Genomic DNA, 16,917 nt, shown 5'->3' on the forward strand with positions numbered 1-16,917 from the left:
TGTATCCATGTCTGCGCTCCGCGACGCGTTGCGGGATCTCTCCGAGGACGTCTTCTTCGATCTGCTCGAGAGCGAGGACGCCTACCTGCTCGTGCTCGACGTGCCCGGAGTGTCCGCCGAGTCGCTCGACCTCGCGATCGAGGACGGTCGGATCGCTATCGACGCCCACCGCGAGAAGGAGCCGACCGACGACTACCAGTACGTCGAGGAGAACCGCTCGCTCTTCCTTGACGTCGACCTGCCCCTCCCCGATGACGCCTCCGACGCCAACGCGACAGCGACGGTCGATCGGGGCGTCCTCAAGTTGACCCTCCCGAAACGCGGCACGAGCGGCGAGACGACGATCGACATCGTCGACGAGGACGCCTAACACGGGGTGACCGAGGCTGGCCTCCCTCCGCGTGTACAAGCGATTCGTCATCGTCGCCCGGCAGTTCCTCCCGCTGTTGCTCGCCTACGCCCGCGACCGACGGCGCTTTCTCCTGTTCGGTCGTCCCCGACAGGTCGACTCCGAGACGCACCGCCACCGGGCCGAGGTGCTGCTCGAGTCGCTGTTGACACTCGGGCCGACCTTCATCAAACTCGGCCAGTTACTGTCGACCCGCCCCGACGTACTCCCGCCGGCGTACATTGACACCCTCGCGTCGCTTCAGGACGACGTGCCGCCGGCTCCCTGGCCGGGCGCGAAACGGGTGCTCGAGGACGAACTCGGGCCCGTTGACGAGCGCTTCGCCGCGTTCGACACCGAGCCGATCAGCGGCGCGAGTCTTGGACAGGTCTACCGAGCGCGTCTCGACCCCGAGACCGAACGGGAGCGGGCCGAGAGCAAACGGGCCGAGGGGAGAACGTCCGGGACGAACGCCGATGTCGGCCGTGACGTCGCCGTGAAGGTTCGTCGCCCGGAGATCGAGGACCTCGTCCGGGCCGATCTCCGGGTCATCAAGTGGTCGCTGCCGCTCCTGTTGTACTTCGTCGACGATGCCCGGTCGTTCTCGCTCGAGAACCTGGCCGAGGAGTTCTCGAAGACGATCCGCGAGGAGATGGACTACGAGCGCGAGGCGGAGATGCTCGCCGAGATTCGGTCGAATTTCGCGGACGATGATCGGTTTCTCATCCCCGACGTGATCGAGAGCCACTCCGGTCCGCGCGTGCTCACGATGGAGTACATCGAGGGAACGAAGATCAACGACCTCGCGGAACTCGAGCGCGCGGGAATCGACCGAACCGAGGTCGCGGAGAACCTCGAGCGAGCGTACCTGCAGATGATCATGGACGACGGGGTCTTTCACGCCGATCCGCACCCGGGAAACCTCGCGGTGACCGACGACGGCCGGATCGTCTTCTACGACTTCGGGATGTCGGGGCGGGTCGACCCGTTCGTCCAGGAGAAGATCATCGAGTTCTACGTCGCCGTCGCCAACCAGGACATCGACGCGATCCTCGACGCGCTGATCGAGATCGGGACGCTCAGCCCGGACGCCGACCGGGGTGTGATGGCCGAGGTGATGGAGATCGCGATCCAGGACGCCCGCGGGGAGGACGTCGAGCAGTACCGCGTCAATCAGATCGTCGGCCAGATCGAGGACTCGATCTACGTGTTCCCTTTCCGGCTGCCGAAGAATCTTGCGCTCGTCCTCCGGGTCGCGACCGTCGTCGAGGGGGTCTGCGTTACCCTCGACGAGGACTTCGACTTCATCTCGACCGCGACCGACTACCTGACCGAGCAGGGGTATCGCGAGGAGTCTATCCGACAGTATCTCGACGAGACGGGCCGACAGCTCCGCCGGTCGGGCGAGTCGCTGACGCGGCTCGCACCCAAGGCCGAGCGGGCGCTCGACCGCCTCGACCGCGACGACCTCCTCGTCCGCATCGGCGTCGAGGACAAAGAGAACGTCTTCGACAAACTCGCCAAGCGGCTGGTCTACGGCATGTTGCTCACCATGTCGCTGTTCTCGATGGGCGTCCTCTACGCCCTCGAGGCACCCCGCGGATCGATCGTCGCCGCGGTCTTCTCGGTGCTCGTGGCGATCCAGCTCTACCGGTCGTTTCGCTCGCCGAAATCGATCGGCACCCGGCCGCAGTTCACGCGACAGAACCTGCGCCAGCGTCGCGGCGAGGAGTAATCGCACCGTTCATCGTCGGACGTAACTGCACCGTTCTTCGTCGGACGTAACTGCAGCGTTCATCGTCGATTGATAGTCAACTCGAGCGGAGTATCCGTCCCATAACAATAGCTTCCCTTCCGGTTTGGGACGATAATGGCGACAGTACTGCTCGCGAATCCGAACGCCGAGGTCGTTCGCCGTGACGACCGACGCTGGATCCTCTGTGGAACGCATCGGCGTGAGCTTCGGTCGGTGATCGAAGACGGAGCCGACTTTCGGGACGTCAAAGCGCACCACGATTCGCACCCCGGTGAAGGAACGGTCATCGTCCTCTCGGCGCGGGCGGACGAGCCGACGATCCGAGCCCACCGCGGGATCACGTCCGCCTACGAAGTGTTCTACTGTCTCGATTCGGGCGGCGAGCCCGTCCTGACCGACCTGTTTCGGAACGCACTCGCCCGCCTCGAGCCCGCCGATCGGCGGGTCCCATCCCGCGCGAAGGCCGATCACCTGCTCTATCGGACGACGCCGATCGACTCCTACGTCGAGCGAATCGACCGGCTTGGTCACGGCGAGACGCTCTTCTGGTCTCCCGGCGAGACGATGCCGCGAACGGAACTGACGGAGACGCTCGAGCCGGAGTCCGGACTCACGCCCGAGAGCGCACACGAGCGACTGGACGAGGTGCTGTCGGCGGTCTGTGCTCCCATCGCCGACGAAGCGTCGCTCATGCTCTCCGGCGGCGTCGATTCGACCGTCCTCGAGCCGTACCTGACGAACCCGACCGAGAGCGTCACCGGCTCGTTCGACACGCCCGAACTGGAGTTCGAACGGGAGTACGCCGACCGCGCCAACGCCCTCGTCGAGACCGATCGCGAGGTCGTCGAGATGACCGAATCGTCGTACCTCGAGCGCCTCGAGGCGGCCGTCGACGCGCTTGGGATGCCGCCCCACCAGCTCCAGACGCCGACGTTCGACGGTATATACCGCGAATACGACGGTAGCGACACGCTCGTCAGCGGACAGGTTGCAGACGCCGTCTTCGGTCTGAGCGGCCAGCTCGACGTCGCGCGCACGGTGTGGCGGACCCGGCATCTTCGGTACGTGCCGCCCGTGGTGGAGAAGCTTCGCCGGCATCGCTCCGAACTCGAGAAACTCACTCGACATCCGTCGGATCCCGACGGACAGGCGCTGCGCTTTGCGCTGTACACGGACCGTCAGTCGGCCGTCGACGCGATCGGTCGGCGTGAGTTCGAGCGCCGACAGCGGGCGCGCTACGAGTACGCGATGGATCGCGTCCCCGGCGCGACCGGCGACGACTACGCCCGTCACGTCCACGTCGGCCAGTGGGTCGACTTCTTCTGCGAGGACGCCGTCACCGTCTGGCGACAGGCGGGCCTCGCGCGGGGCCGCGAGATGTACACGCCGTTCGCGGGCAAGGCGGTCGCCGAACTCGCCCTCGGCCTCGAGTCGTCGGAGCGGTACGTCCACGACGGCGAGCCCAAACACGTCCCGAAGAACCTGCTCGGCGAGTGGTATCCCGACTACGACCGGAGCAAGCCGAAGGGGAACGGGAACTTCCCGGCCGACCGATTCCTATCGTCGGGTCCCCTCGAGTCGGTCTTCGACCGCTACGACGTTCCCGAGTTCGCGCCGGATATCCGAGGCGAGATCGTCGACCACTCCCCCGGCCTCGCGTGGAACCTGGCCGGCTACGCCGTCTGGCGTGACCGAGTCCTGCGATCGGACGACCTCGAGCCCGCGCCGCACAGCCGGATCGTGTCGGTTTCCGAGCGCACATCCGCACAGCGGTCCGATATCAGATCCGTGTGAGCGGTCGACCGACGCGATACCGTCCATCGTAGCTCCAGCACCGCGACGCTGCCAAGCTTCTTTCCACGTCGGGCCGTACGGCCCGTATGAACGACGATCGGATCGCCGATCTGCCGCTGACGATCGAGTCGGTCGCGACCGAGCGTCTCGAGCGCGAGACCTCGAGCGAGTTCACTCGCGTGACGACGGTCTTCTCGCTCTCGGGACCGGATCCGGACGACGGTGGCACGATCACGGGCCGCGGCGAGGACGTCACCTACGAAACCGAAGACCACGACCGGCTGGCGGAGACGGGGCTCCCGGACCTCACCGGCGACTACACCGTCGGGTCGTTCTCAGATCGGCTCGCGGACCTCGATCTCTTCCCGGGCGGCGAACCCGACCGCGACGTCTTTCGGAACTACCGACGATGGGGCCTCGAGAGCGCTGCCTTGGACCTCGCGCTCCGGCGCGCGGAGACGGATCTCGGGAGCGTGCTGGATCGCAGCGCCGATCCCGTCCGGTTCGTCGCCAGCACTCGCCTCGGCGAACCGCCGACCACCGACCGGCTCGAGGCGCTTCGCGAGCGAGTTCCCGACCTCGAGTTCAAGCTCGATCCGACCCCGGCGTGGGACGCCGATCTCGTTGCGGCCATCGACGAAACGGTCGGCACCGATTCGGTCCGCATCCTCGACCTGAAGGGGCAATACGAGGGGACCGACGTCGACGTGCCGGCGGATCCCGAGCTGTACGAACTCGTTCTCGAGGCGTTCCCCGACGCCGTCATCGAGGATCCCAACCTGACCGACGAGACGCGGCCGCTGTTCGAGGATCCCGCCGTTCGCTCCCGCGTCTCCTGGGACGCACCGATTCACGGTCTCGCGGATATCGAGGCGCTCCCGTGGGAGCCCAGTTGGTTGAACGTCAAACCCTCTCGTTTCGGCTCGCTCGAGTCGCTGCTCGAGACGATCGCCCACTGCGAGGAACGCGATATCCGGCTGTACGGCGGCGGCCAGTTCGAGCTCGGCGTCGGCCGCGGTCAGATACAGACGGTGGCGTCGCTTTGCTATCCCGACGGCCCCAACGACGTCGCACCGCGGGCGTACAACGATCCCGCGGTCGGGAACGAGTTGCCCCGGAGCCCGCTCGAGCCACCGGCCGATCCACTCGGATTCGAGTAGGAATCGACCCGTGTCGGTGAACTGCAGCGACTGAGCGGAGCCCGTCAGCCATACGAAGGGTTCGGAGCAATCGATACCGATATCGTGTCAACCGCCACCGTAATCGGGCAGTAGAACTTTTGTCGTTCGTGTCTATCGAAGAAGTCCGGGTTGGACTGGATGGATGTGAGGTCCGCGGTCCAGCCTGGATGTGAGTTTTTCACCCGGACATCCTTCCGGTTGGGATCTCTCCTATGAAAATATATGGATTTTCACCCGCGTGCGGCGAGTTCACGTGACTGTGGCTCGAGCACGACGATCACCGGACACTGCCGACCGATCGAGACGGAGCGACCGATTCGGTGAGCCGACGGCCGGTCCAACCGAACCAGTGCTGTCTTCCCGTCTGGCGTCCCTCCTCGTGTGATTCCCCAATGAGCCGCGGCGAATTGTGACACAAACTGACATTCGGCAGTACAGCACACCGAACGCGCCCCAGCGGGGCATTCCAAACGGTTTATGGCCGTCGGTTGATTACGCCGGGACATGGCGAAACAGCAGACCGAAGTTCGCGAACTCCAGGAAGGGAGCTACGTCATGATCGACGACGCGCCGTGTAAGATCAACGCCTACTCGACGGCGAAGCCGGGCAAACACGGCAGCGCCAAGGCTCGCGTCGAGGCCGAGGGCGTCTTCGACGGGAAGAAACGCTCGCTCTCCCAGCCGGTCGACGCGAAGATCTGGGTACCGATCATCGAGCGAAAACAGGGCCAGGTCGTCTCCGTCGACGGTAACGACATGCAGGTCATGGACCTCGAGACCTACGAGACCATCACGATGCGCATCCCCGAAGACAAAGACGTCTCCCCCGACGAAGACATCGAGTACCTCGAGATGGAAGACAACCGAAAGATCGTCTGATGTTCCCCGGGGCGACCGACGAACGCGAGGCGACCGACACGGCGGATCGATCCGATCGTGACGGTGAGACCGACGCGAAAGGGCGAGAGTCCGACCGTGGCGGCGCGAACTTCGCGGTCGTCGGTGCGCCCCTGGACGCAACGACGACCTTTCAGCCGGGGACCCGATTCGGGCCCCAGCGGATCCGATCTTTTGCGACACCGTTCGACGATTACGACCACCGGACGGACCGGCGCTTTTCGGAGCTCGGCGTCGTCGACCGGGGCGACGTCCGCGCGTGGAACGACGTCGAAGCCTACCTCGAGTATCTCACGAGCAGCCTGCGGGAAGCCGTCTGGAACGACGCGGTTCCCCTGACGCTAGGGGGCGAACACACCGTCTCGCTCGCCGGTGCCCGCGCGGTGGAACCCGAGGTGTTCGTCTGTCTCGATGCCCATCTCGATCTGTACGACGCCTACGACGGCGATCCGCTCTCGCACGCCGCCGTGACGAGGCGGATCCTCGAGGACGTCGACTCCGTCGCGGAAGTCATTCTACTGGGCGTCCGCACCGGTAGCGAATCCGAGTGGGACCGGGCGGCCGCGGACGACGTGACCGTCGTTCCGCCCGAAGACGTAGCGGAGTGGGATCCCGACGACCGGCTCACGGACCGCGAGGTCTACCTGAGCGTCGATATCGACGCCGCCGATCCCGGCTACGCGCCGGGGACCGGGACGATGGAGCCGTTCGGGCTCGAGCCCCGCGAACTCCGCGAGGTCGTCCGAACCGTCGCCCCCCACGCCGACGGCTTCGACGTGGTCGAAGTCAACGACCGCGACGACGGCCAAGCCGCGGCTCTGGCAGCGAAACTGGTCCGGGAGTTCGTCTTCTCGCACGCTGACGGGTGAACTGGACTTCTCGTTCCTTCTCAAAGTAGTGCGGTGGCGCGCGCTGGGTCGCGGTGAAGCCAACGGCGAACCCCGACACAAACACCGTGCGAGGGATGAGAGAGCGAACGCAGTGAGTGAGCGAATCGGTTGGGGAGGGTGTGGCTACTCCCTGTTGCCACGATAGCAGAACGCTCTATGCGTCGTTCTCTTTTCAGGAGAGACTCGATACGCTTGAGAGCGCACGTTTTTCACCCTCCGATCGAATTCCCGCGTATGATCGAGGCGACGCTGTGTTTCCCGCTCCGGAACGGCGGTGACGACGCCGACGAGGTCCTGCTCATCGAGAAACGCCGCGGGCTCGGCGAGGGCTGGTACAACGGCCCCGGCGGAAAACGTGAACCCGGCGAGTCCCCTCGAGAATGCGCAATCCGCGAAACCCGCGAGGAGGTCGGCCTCGAGGTCACGGACCTCGACAAGGCGGGCGAACTCACCTTTCTGCTCGACGGCGAGGGCCACACCGTCTGCCACGTCTACCGCACGCGCTCGTTCGACGGGCAGCCCACCTCGTCCGAGGAGGCCCACCCGGAGTGGGTTTCCGTCGCGGACGTCCCCTACGATCAGATGTGGGACGACGACCGGCTGTGGCTGCCCGGCGTGCTCGAGGGGAAAACGGTGGTCGGCGAGTTCAGGTTCGAGGGCGGCGACCCGCTGGACGAGGCCGAATTCGTTGATCACGACCTCGAATGGAATGTCTCGTTCGAGGCAGATACGGACGAGTGAGAACAGGAGTAACGGGCGTGTCTTCACGAACTGTCGTCAGTGAGATCCGCGCGACGTTTACGAAGGCAACAGCAGCGTCGTATCGAACCCGTCTTTCAAAGCTCTTGCAGATCTGACTCCAGTCCGTTTTCGTCGATCCACGTGATATCGTGCTCACGGATGAACTGCTGCAACTCCCAGACGGTCAGTTCTGCGAGTTCGGCCGCACGTGAAATCGTGGTCTCTCCCGCCTCGAGAGCTTCCTCGAGATCGTCCGGATCGCAAGCCGGATCTATGCTCACGCAAACTCATTCCGCCGCGATCCATACAGGTGTTATGGACGGTCTGTCCGACAACTGATAAGACGAGTCAATCGAGTTTGGAACCCGGATATAAGCCACTTCAAGGTTTCAACACGACCTTTCCCGAACTCTTCCGGTCCTCGATGTACTGGTGAGCCGCCGCCGCGTCCTCGAGCGCGAACGATTTGCCGAGGATGATCTCGAGGTCGCCGCTCGCGAGTCCGTCGGTCAACTCGGGGACGGCCTTCATGACTCTGCCCGGATCGTGGACGGAGGCCTGCCCGAGGTGGAACCCTTTGATGGTCTTGTTCTCGAAGAGCAGCCGCCGGTTGCTCACCTCGGCGGGAACGCCGCTGGCGACGCCGTAGGTAACCATCCGGCCGAAGTGGCTCATCGCGTCGAGGCTGCGCTCGAAGACGTCGTCGCCGACGCTCTCGAGGACCAGATCGACTCCCGCTCCGTCGGTTTCCTCCTCGATTACCTCGCGGAAGTCCGTCTCGGTGTAGTTGATGGGGTGGTCACAGCCGAGATCCGAGGCGAGCTCGAGCTTTTCGGCGGTGCTCGCGGTGCCGAAGACCTCCGCGCCGGCGTTCGACGCCAGCTGGACGGCGGCCGTTCCGACCCCGCCCGCGGCGGCCTGGATCAGCACGGACTCGCCCTCCTCGAGGCCGCCCCACTCGAAGAGACAGGCGTGGGCGGTGAGGAACTGGACGGGGAAGCCGGCGGCCTCCTCGAAGCTCATCGCCTCGGGTATCGGAAAGAGTAGCTGTGCGTCGACGGTGGTGGATTCGGCGTAGCCGCCGGTGTCGAGCATCGCGACGACGCGGTCGCCCGCCGACACGTCCTCGACGCCGTCGCCGACGGCATCGACCGTTCCCGCGGCTTCCATCCCCGGAACATACGGCGGCTCGGGACCGCCCGGATAGTGGCCGCGCCGTTGCATGATATCGGCGAAGTTGATCCCCGCCGCCTTGATGTCGATGCGAACCTCGCCCGGCCCCGGCTCCGGTCGATCCGCGTCGATGATCTCGAGTCGGTCGCTGTCGCCGTACTCGGTTACCTCGATCGCTTTCATACGAGGTCTCACGCGAGACTCCCGCATAAAGCTCCGAGAACCGGAGTGAACGAACACTCCGTTGTATGTTTCCCGGGTCCGTAGTGTATCGAACTCGAGTTGAACTGATACGGAACCGGCATCGGTCGCGGCAGAAACGACTACAATTGCTCGATAATCTCGTCGGCGAACGTCGACAGCGCCGCCTCGCGGTCGTCGTTCCGGATCCCGACGATCGCGTGATCGAGCCCCATCGCCTCGAGTCGGCCGAAGTACTCCCGAAACCACTCGATGCCGGCCCGGAATCCGAGGTGCAGGTGCTCCGGGTCGGCCGTCGGATCGTCGGCTAACTCGACCTGAACGGCGATGGCGAACGGCTTCTGTCCCGCGGCCTCGCGCCAGTCCGCGAGGTAGTCTTCCAGCGTGCGTTCCGGGAGGTGATAGAACAACCAGCCATTCCCGTGTTCGGCGATCCACTCGCGGGACTGGCGGGCGTGGCCGGTCGGTAACAGCGGAATCGTCTCCGCCGTCGGCTTCGGAACGACGTCGAGGTCCCCCTCGAGCGATCCCCATCGCCCCTCGAGTTCGGGAAAGTCCTCGCGCCAGACCGTCCGGAGGGCCTCGACGGACTCGCGGAACAGGTCGCCGCGCTCCTCGCGGTCGACGCCGAAGGCGGGGTACTCGGGGTCGCGGTCGCCGGAGGCGACGCCGAGGACGAGTCGCCCATCTGAAAGCTGGTCGACGGTCGCCGCGGACTTCGCGACGTGAATGGGATGGCGGAGCGTGAGGACGACGCTCGAGGTGCCGAGCGCGACGTCGTCGGTGTGGGCCGCGACGTGGGAGAGCCACGGCCAAGTGTCGAACGTCTGGCCGGCGTCCCCGAACTTCGGCCAGTAGGTGGGGACGTCCCGCGCCCAGAGCCCGTCGAATCCGACCGCCTCCGCGTGTTTCGCGAGTCGGAGTTCGTCCGCGACGTTCGGTGTCGAGCGGTTCGACCCCGTGAGCGGGAAGCCGGCACCGAAGGTCAGGCCGTCGCTCTCGAACAGGCGTCGATAGCCCGCGTTTTCGTGTCCACCGGCAGGCATTCGCTCGTGTTATCGGGCGGAGCCCTATGACGATATCGGACGACGCCGTTCGAGACGGCGCTATCGGAGTGCGCTCTCGAGAGCGTCGTCAGTCGTCGGCGAAACAAAAAGTGGAACATTCGGGTCGCGGATTGGCGGCCGAGTCGTCGGCTCTGATCAGTCGTCGGCGGGCGCGGCACCGCTGCCGCCTTCGGCCTGGTCTTTCGTCCAGGCGAGCTTGCCACCGGCGGCGAGGATTGCGCGCTCGCGTTCGGAGGCGTCGAGCGTTGCGGTGTACTCCTCGTCGCCGACGCGGACCGTGAACTCTTCCTGTCCGCTGGTGACGGCGTCGTAGACGTCGTCGACGATCTCGATCTGGTCGCCCTGATCGATGTTCTCGTAGGTGTCCTCGTCGATCGTCAGCGGGATGATCCCGAAGTTGAAGAGGTTCGCGCGGTGGATGCGTGCGAAGCTCTGTGCGAGGACGCCCTCGATACCGAGGTACATCGGACAGAGTGCAGCGTGCTCACGCGAGGAGCCCTGTCCGTAGTTCTCGCCGGCGACGAGGAAGCCGCCGTCGGCCTCGAGCGCGCGGTCGGCGAAGGTGTCGTCGACGCGCGAGAGGGTGAACTCGGAGAGCTTGGGGACGTTCGACCGGTACATCAGGATGTCCTGCGTCGCAGGGATGATGTGGTCGGTCGTGATGTTGTCCTCCATCTTCAGGAGCGCCTCACCCGCAATATCGGTCCCGAGCTGGTCCTTCAGCGGGACGTCGCCGATGTTCGGGCCCTTGATGAGTTCGTCGTCGACGGCCTCGTCGGGACTGATGAGGTCCGTCTTGGAGCCGTCGTACTCGTCGGGGAGTTCGATGCCGGGGGCCTCGAGGTCGCCGAGTTCGTCGGCGAGGTTACGCGGATCGACGATTTCGCCCTTGATCGAGGCGGCGGCGGCGACCTCCGGCGAACAGAGGTAGACGTTGTCGTCTTCGATACCCGAGCGGCCCTCGAAGTTGCGGTTGAAGGTTCGCAGCGAGACGGAGTCCGAGGAGGGGACGTGACCGATGCCGATACAGGCACCACACGTCGCCTCGGAGAAGTTGACGCCGGCGGCCATCATCTCCGCAACCCAGCCCTCGCGGGCGAGCATCTCGGAGGCCTGCTTGGAGCCGGGCGCGACGATCGTTTCGGTCTCCATCGAGGTTTCGCGTCCCTCGAGCATCTTGGCGACGGGGAGGATGTCCTCGTAGCCGCCGTTCGTACAGGAGCCGACGATGACCTGCTCGACGGACTCGCCTTCGACTTCGCTGACGGGAACGACCTTGTCGGGCATCGAGGGCTGTGCGATCAGCGGCTCGAGGTCGGAGAGGTCGACGACGATCTCGTCGTCGTAGTCGGCGTCGTCATCGGGCTGGAGCTCGACGTACTCGTCGCCGCGGCCGACGCGCTCGAGGTAGTCCTCGGTCTGGTGGTCGGTCGGGAAGATCGACGTCGTCGCGCCGAGTTCCGTTCCCATGTTGGTGATGGTCATCCGCTCGGGTGCGGTCAGGGTCTCGACGCCCGGACCGGTGTACTCGAGGATTTTGCCGACGCCGCCCTTGACGCTCAGTCGGCGGAGCAGCTCCAAGATGACGTCCTTTGCGGTGGCCCACTCGGGAAGCTCGCCCTCGAGGCGAACGCTGACGATCTCGGGCATCTCGATGTAGTACGGTGCGCCGCCCATAGCGACGGTGACGTCGATCCCGCCGGAGCCGATGGCGAGTTCGCCGATTCCGCCGGGCGTCGGGGTGTGGCTGTCGGAACCGAGCAGCGTCTTGCCGGGCGCAGCGAAGTTCTCGCGGTGGACGTTGTGGCAGATGCCGTTACCGGGGCGAGAGAAATGTGCCCCGTATTTACCGGCCGCAGAACGCAGGAAACGGTGGTCGTCGGTATTCTTAAAGTCGAACTGATATGTCTGGTGGTCGCAGTACTGCGCTGCGATCTCGGTCTGGACCTCGTCCAGCCCCATGGCTTCGAACTGGAGCCAGACCATGGTCCCGGTCGTGTCCTGGGTAAGTACCTGATCGATCTCGATCCCGATCTCCTCGCCGGTCTCGAGTTCGCCCTCGACGAGGTGGTCGTCGAGAATCTTCTCGGTGAGAGTCTGTCCCATAGCACCCAGAACTCGGCTTTCCGTCCTGATAAATCCAGCGTGTTTCTGTGAGGGCTGACCGGCGTGTGGGGGTCCGGAACGGAGGGTTTCGAGTAAGTATTGCCGATTGAGTCCCGGCTCGTCAGACGAGACGCAGACCCCAGTCGTTCACTCGCTACCGGGGCGTTAGCGCTGTTTCGGTCCAAAGGCTTTCGTGTCGATTGGTACCGACCCGTCGAGCCGTCGCGAACGGATACGCTTTTGCCGTCGCCGCAGCGTTGAGCCAACAGACATGTTCCGTTCCGGTGCCTTCGTCGCCGACCACGTCTCGCCGACGACCGACGCGCAGGTCCAGCCCAACGGCGTCGATCTCACCGCCGACGTCGTCTTCGAGCAGCTGGAACCGGGCCGCATTGGTCGGGACGGCAAACAGATCGGCGACCGCGTCGCTCGCCCGCTCGAGGAACTCGAGGAGGCCGATCCCGACACCTACTACCTGCCGACGGGGAGCTACGTCGTCCGCTACGGCGAGCGGATCGCGATTCCGGAGGGCCACGTCGGCTTCGTCTATCCCCGCTCCTCGCTCATGCGCAACTCCTGTATGCTCAATACGGCGGTCTGGGACGCCGGCTACGAGGGACGGGGCGAGGGACTGTTACAGGTCCACCACGACGTCGAACTCGAGCGCGGCGCTCGAATCGCCCAGCTCGTCTTCGCCGAAGCCGACCACGAGGACGTCTACGATGGGAGCTATCAGGGCGAGAACCTCGAGTAGCCGGTTGGCGTCGCTTCGTCCCCCGGCACCGGCGAGCCGGTACCGGTTCGCGTACCGTTTTGGCGCTCCCCCGCGTCTACTCGTGTGACACCCGATGATGGCGACTACCCACGTATTCACTGGGCTCGCGGTTGTCGCACCGGTCGCGTACGTGGCCCCCGATTTCGCGGTCGCGCTGGCGGTCGGTGCGATCCTCGGCGGGCTCGCCCCCGATTTCGACCTCATCCGTACGCATCGGCGGACGCTCCACTTTCCCGTCGCCGGGCTCGTCGTCGCCGTCCCCGCGGTCGTCCTCGCCGCCGTCTCACCCTTGATTCTCACGCTCGCGCTGGCCGCGTTCGTCGTCACGGCTTGGCTACACGCCGCGAGCGATTCGATCGGCGGCGGCCCCGAGATGGACCCATGGAACGATCGCACGGAGCGTGCGGTCTACGATCACGTTCGCGGCCGATGGATACGCCCGCGGCGGTGGATCCGTTACGACGGTGCCCCCGAAGACGCCGTTCTCGGCGTCGCGCTCGCGATCCCGGCGCTCGTCGTCTTCGACGGCTGGCTCACGGCCGTGATCGCCGGCGGCGTCACCGTCTCGCTGGTCTACGCGCTCCTTCGGCGACGACTGGTCGCGTGGACGCCCGACTGGCTCGAGTAGCGGGACGTGACGGCGAGACGGACTGTCTCTCGGCTGGAAGTCGGAACCCTGATACGCCCGCTCCTCGAGCGGCTCCGTATGGTCGACGCGCTCGTCGCCAGAACGACTCACCTGGTCTTTGCTGCACTCTGGGCCGGTAGCGTTTGTTTCGTCGCAGCCGTCGTCCTGCCACTGGCACGCGACGGCGCGTTCAACACGACCCGCCCGCTCGAGGTCATCTCGGGAAAGCTCACGACCGTCTCCCGGGTGAGCTCGCTCGTCCTGTTCCTCTCGGGGAGTCACCTCGCGGGCACCGTCTACACGGCCGACAGCCTGTTCGGGTCGACCAACGGGCGGCTGGTGCTCGCGATGGTCGCGCTCTGGCTGGCCCTGACAGCACTCGTCGAGATCGCGGCGAAGCGCTTCGAGGCCGGGCTCACCGGGAAGAAGATCCGTGAGCCGGCCCGCGAGGCGCTACCGGTGTTCCGGGCGGCCGCCGTCGTCGCCGTCGGACTGCTGGTCGTCGCCGGGCTGCTTTCGGCGAACGTCGGACGACTTCTGTGACCTGCAGCGCTGACGGGCGTTTTTCGACATCGAACCTCTCGGAAATGAACATTCTTGCGAAAGATACTTAGTCAGTTACTGTAAGGTACTCGCTAATGATCAGGGGTAAAGACATGGCCATCTCGCTTCTCGCGGTGGGATCAGCTGCTGTGGCCGGCTACGTTCTCCGCTCCGAGCGAACAGGAACCTGCACGTCGCGATCGAAAGCGGATCTCGGCGCCCGTCTCGTCGGCCCGGCCGACGTTCCGGACGACGCGACGGTCGTCGACGCGTCCGCACGACGACTCGGCGAGATTCCCGGCGCTCGCCGAGCGCTGGATCGAGCCGTCCGTAACGGCGCGCGTGACGAGTGGGAACACATCACGCTCGAGAGCGACGGCGCGTGGTCGGTCGTCGACCGCATCCGCCAGTCACTGCCCTACTACGATGCCGATACCGGTTCGTACAACGGTGTATACGTCCGATACAACGATCGCATCGTCGTTCTGGATGCGATCGGCTGGGCCCACCTCGAGGAACCGATTCAGTAACCGCAGTCGGCAGCCCGAAGCTATTCCGATCCCATCTGCCATAACAGTAATCCCGGATGGCTCCCTCCATTGGGCCGACAGTGACTGGAACCGGGCAGCCCGTCGTCTTCGTCGGCAACGAGTCACCGATGGGGGAACTCGCGGTCGAATTCGAGATCGTGACGGTGCGAGAACGGACTCGGGCGGTCGATCGCGTTGAAACAGCCGCCGTTAGTTGCGTCGTCGTCGATGGGCGCGAGGACGACCGCCTCGAGACCGTCGCTGCGGTGCGCGAGGCCGCGCCGTCAGTCCCGATTCTCTACGTGACGGCGACGCCCGACGGCACCGCCGCGGCCGCAGCGACGCGTGCGGGAGCGACGGAGTACTTCGCCGGCGCGACCGACGAGACGCTCGTCGACCGCGTCGCTACCCTCTCGGTCGACAACACCGACGCTCACCGGGCGGCGACCGGTTCGATCCGAGCCGGGCCCGGCGCTCGAGCCCCCCTCGCCGAGCGAGACGGCAACCGGGAGCCCGTCTCCGTGGGGAACCACCGCGCGGACGTCGTGACCCAGTTGCTCGAGACGACGCGAGCCCTGTTCTCCTGTGAGTTGCGCGAGGACGTCGCGGAGGTCGTCGTCGACGCCGCCGAACGGGTGCTCGGCTTCGACGTCGTCTCGGTTCGCCTCTACGAGTGCGACGCCGATGACCTGGTCCTCACCGCGGCCTCCGACGCGGTCGGTGACCTGTTCAGCGAGCGAAAGCGCGTCGACGTTTCCAAGAGCGAGATGGGTGACTCGTTCCGTCGATCCGAACCGGTCATCTTCGAGGACCTGCAGAACAGCTCGCAGTACGATTACGGACCGCTTCGGGGCGCGATGACCATTCCGATTGCCGACCACGGCCTCCTCAACGTCGGTTCGCCGGTCAGCGGTGCGTTCGACGACCACCACGTCCAACTCGCACAGCTGTTGACGGCCAGCGCGGCGGCCGCGCTCGAACGAGCCGACCGCCGCGAGGACCTCCTCCGGCACGAACGGGTCCTCGAGACCGTCGAGGGGATGGTGTATGCGACCGACGGCGACAGCCGGCTGACGCTTGTGACCGACCCGCTAGCCGAGCGTCTGGGATACGATCGCGACGACCTCCTCGGCGAACACGTCTCGCTCATCTTCGACGAGCAGGCCTACGACCGTGCGGTCCGACACGTCGAGGAGTTGCTCGCGGATCCCCAGCGAGACAGCGGTCCCCTCGAGGCGACCTACACGACCGCGGACGGCGAGCGGTTCCCGGTCGAGATCGAGTGCTCGCTGTTACCCGGCGTCGACGGGAGCTTCCGCGGTACCGTCAGCGTCGTCAGGGACATCACCCAACGCAAAGAGCGCGAACAGTATCTGCAGGTGCTCAATCGCGTCCTCCGGCACAACCTGCGCAACGATCTCACCGTCGTTATCGGCTACGCCGAACTGCTCTCCGAACGGCTCGACGACGATGCCCTCGTGGCCGCCGCCGACAGGCTCCGCGAGACCGCGACCGGCCTCGCCCGGACCAGCGAGAAAACGCGGACCATTCAGTACGCACTCGATCGGGACGGCGATCTCGAGCCGATCGATGTCGCCGAAATCATCGACGACGCTGTCGACGCGTTCGACGCCGCCGACGCCACGCTCTCCGTCTCGACGGCCGACGCCTGCCGCGCGTGGGCCGATCCGGGGCTGCGAGCCGTCGTCGACAACCTCCTCGAGAACGCGCTTCAGCACACGGGGCCGGAGCCGACCGTCGAGGTGTCGGTCACCCGCGACGGCGAGGCGGTTCACCTCTCGGTCGCCGACGACGGCCCCGGTATCCCGCCGGCGGAGATCGACGTCGTCACCGGCGAGACCGACATCACGCAACTGACCCACAGCAGCGGCCTCGGCCTCTGGCTGGTCCGCTGGATGATCGACAGCTACGGCGGCAGCATCTCGTTCGCAAAGTCGACCATCGGCGGCAGTCGCGTCGAAATCACGCTCGAGGCCGCGCCGTCCGACCCCTCGGACGCGGTGCGATCCGGCGGTCGGCCGAGTTCCTGACCCGATTTTGCGGCCAGGCTGGTCCGGGCCGCCACGACGATCGACCGAGCCCGCTGCAGCTATCGAACGGACCTCTCGGCCGCAATGAACCGAGACTGCTACTCGACCGCACAGAACCGTATTCACTGCCACACCGGCCGCCACCGAACTGCAACCACTGCTACACTGACCGCCACCGAACCGCAACCACTACCAC

16 protein-coding genes are annotated in these 16,917 nt (G+C 65.7%); 12 read left to right on the plus strand and 4 right to left on the minus strand.

Annotated features, from left to right (window positions below; all coding sequences use genetic code 11):
- Positions 1-7: 7 nt before the first annotated feature.
- The 7 genes from CP556_RS09915 (at position 8) to CP556_RS09945 (ending at position 7,647) form a co-directional block, all read left to right on the plus strand.
- Complete coding sequence (locus CP556_RS09915; RefSeq protein WP_098725468.1) at positions 8-370, plus strand: Hsp20/alpha crystallin family protein; 363 nt, start codon at positions 8-10, stop codon at positions 368-370.
- A gap of 76 nt (positions 371-446) precedes the next feature.
- A complete protein-coding gene (locus CP556_RS09920) occupies positions 447-2,123 on the plus strand; it encodes an ABC1 kinase family protein (protein ID WP_098727356.1) in 1,677 nt (558 codons plus the stop codon).
- A 135-nt stretch (positions 2,124-2,258) separates the two neighbouring features.
- Positions 2,259-3,938: an asparagine synthase-related protein gene (locus CP556_RS09925; protein WP_098725469.1), complete on the plus strand. Its 1,680-nt coding sequence runs from the start codon at positions 2,259-2,261 to the stop codon at positions 3,936-3,938.
- Between the two features lie 86 nt (positions 3,939-4,024).
- The gene (locus tag CP556_RS09930; RefSeq protein WP_098725470.1) at positions 4,025-5,098 is read left to right on the plus strand and encodes an enolase-like domain-containing protein; all 1,074 of its coding nucleotides are present in this window, start codon (positions 4,025-4,027) and stop codon (positions 5,096-5,098) included.
- A 525-nt stretch (positions 5,099-5,623) separates the two neighbouring features.
- The gene (locus CP556_RS09935; RefSeq protein WP_098725471.1) at positions 5,624-5,998 is read left to right on the plus strand and encodes a translation initiation factor IF-5A; all 375 of its coding nucleotides are present in this window, start codon (positions 5,624-5,626) and stop codon (positions 5,996-5,998) included.
- A complete protein-coding gene (speB, locus tag CP556_RS09940; protein WP_098725472.1) occupies positions 5,998-6,885 on the plus strand; it encodes an agmatinase in 888 nt (295 codons plus the stop codon). The genes CP556_RS09935 and speB overlap by 1 nt, the downstream gene beginning before the upstream one ends.
- Before the next feature lie 255 nt (positions 6,886-7,140).
- Positions 7,141-7,647, plus strand: coding sequence for an 8-oxo-dGTP diphosphatase (locus CP556_RS09945; RefSeq protein ID WP_098725473.1), 507 nt, complete (start codon positions 7,141-7,143; stop codon positions 7,645-7,647).
- A gap of 95 nt (positions 7,648-7,742) precedes the next feature.
- Here the strand turns inward: CP556_RS09945 and CP556_RS09950 are convergent, their stop codons facing one another.
- From CP556_RS09950 to CP556_RS09965, 4 genes are all read right to left on the minus strand, one after another.
- Positions 7,743-7,928 (minus strand): hypothetical protein, encoded by a 186-nt coding sequence (locus tag CP556_RS09950; protein WP_098725474.1) that lies wholly within the window; start codon positions 7,926-7,928, stop codon positions 7,743-7,745.
- Between the two features lie 100 nt (positions 7,929-8,028).
- A complete protein-coding gene (locus CP556_RS09955; RefSeq protein ID WP_098725475.1) occupies positions 8,029-9,003 on the minus strand; it encodes a quinone oxidoreductase family protein in 975 nt (324 codons plus the stop codon).
- 140 nt (positions 9,004-9,143) lie between these two features.
- Positions 9,144-10,067, minus strand: a complete 924-nt coding sequence (locus CP556_RS09960) for an LLM class oxidoreductase (RefSeq protein WP_098725476.1) — start codon at positions 10,065-10,067, stop codon at positions 9,144-9,146.
- Between the two features lie 156 nt (positions 10,068-10,223).
- On the minus strand, positions 10,224-12,194 hold the full coding sequence (locus CP556_RS09965) for an aconitate hydratase (protein WP_098725477.1): 1,971 nt from the start codon (positions 12,192-12,194) through the stop codon (positions 10,224-10,226).
- A gap of 271 nt (positions 12,195-12,465) precedes the next feature.
- On the opposite strand from CP556_RS09965, the gene CP556_RS09970 reads away from it, so the two are divergent.
- The 5 genes from CP556_RS09970 to CP556_RS09990 all read left to right on the plus strand — a co-directional run bounded on the left by CP556_RS09970 (position 12,466) and on the right by CP556_RS09990 (position 16,721).
- Positions 12,466-12,948 carry a deoxyuridine 5'-triphosphate nucleotidohydrolase gene (locus tag CP556_RS09970; protein WP_098725478.1) on the plus strand — a complete coding sequence of 161 codons (483 nt, stop codon included), beginning with the start codon at positions 12,466-12,468 and terminating at the stop codon, positions 12,946-12,948.
- Between the two features lie 94 nt (positions 12,949-13,042).
- A complete protein-coding gene (locus tag CP556_RS09975) occupies positions 13,043-13,597 on the plus strand; it encodes a hypothetical protein (protein WP_098725479.1) in 555 nt (184 codons plus the stop codon).
- 78 nt (positions 13,598-13,675) lie between these two features.
- Entirely contained in the window at positions 13,676-14,140 is a 465-nt protein-coding gene (locus CP556_RS09980) for a copper resistance protein CopD (protein ID WP_098725480.1), read from the plus strand.
- A 95-nt stretch (positions 14,141-14,235) separates the two neighbouring features.
- The gene (locus CP556_RS09985; RefSeq protein WP_098725481.1) at positions 14,236-14,670 is read left to right on the plus strand and encodes a hypothetical protein; all 435 of its coding nucleotides are present in this window, start codon (positions 14,236-14,238) and stop codon (positions 14,668-14,670) included.
- Between the two features lie 80 nt (positions 14,671-14,750).
- A complete protein-coding gene (locus CP556_RS09990) occupies positions 14,751-16,721 on the plus strand; it encodes an ATP-binding protein (RefSeq protein ID WP_098725482.1) in 1,971 nt (656 codons plus the stop codon).
- Positions 16,722-16,917: the final 196 nt, after the last annotated feature.

It is taken from the genome of Natrinema sp. CBA1119 (assembly GCF_002572525.1).
GTDB lineage: Archaea > Halobacteriota > Halobacteria > Halobacteriales > Natrialbaceae > Natrinema.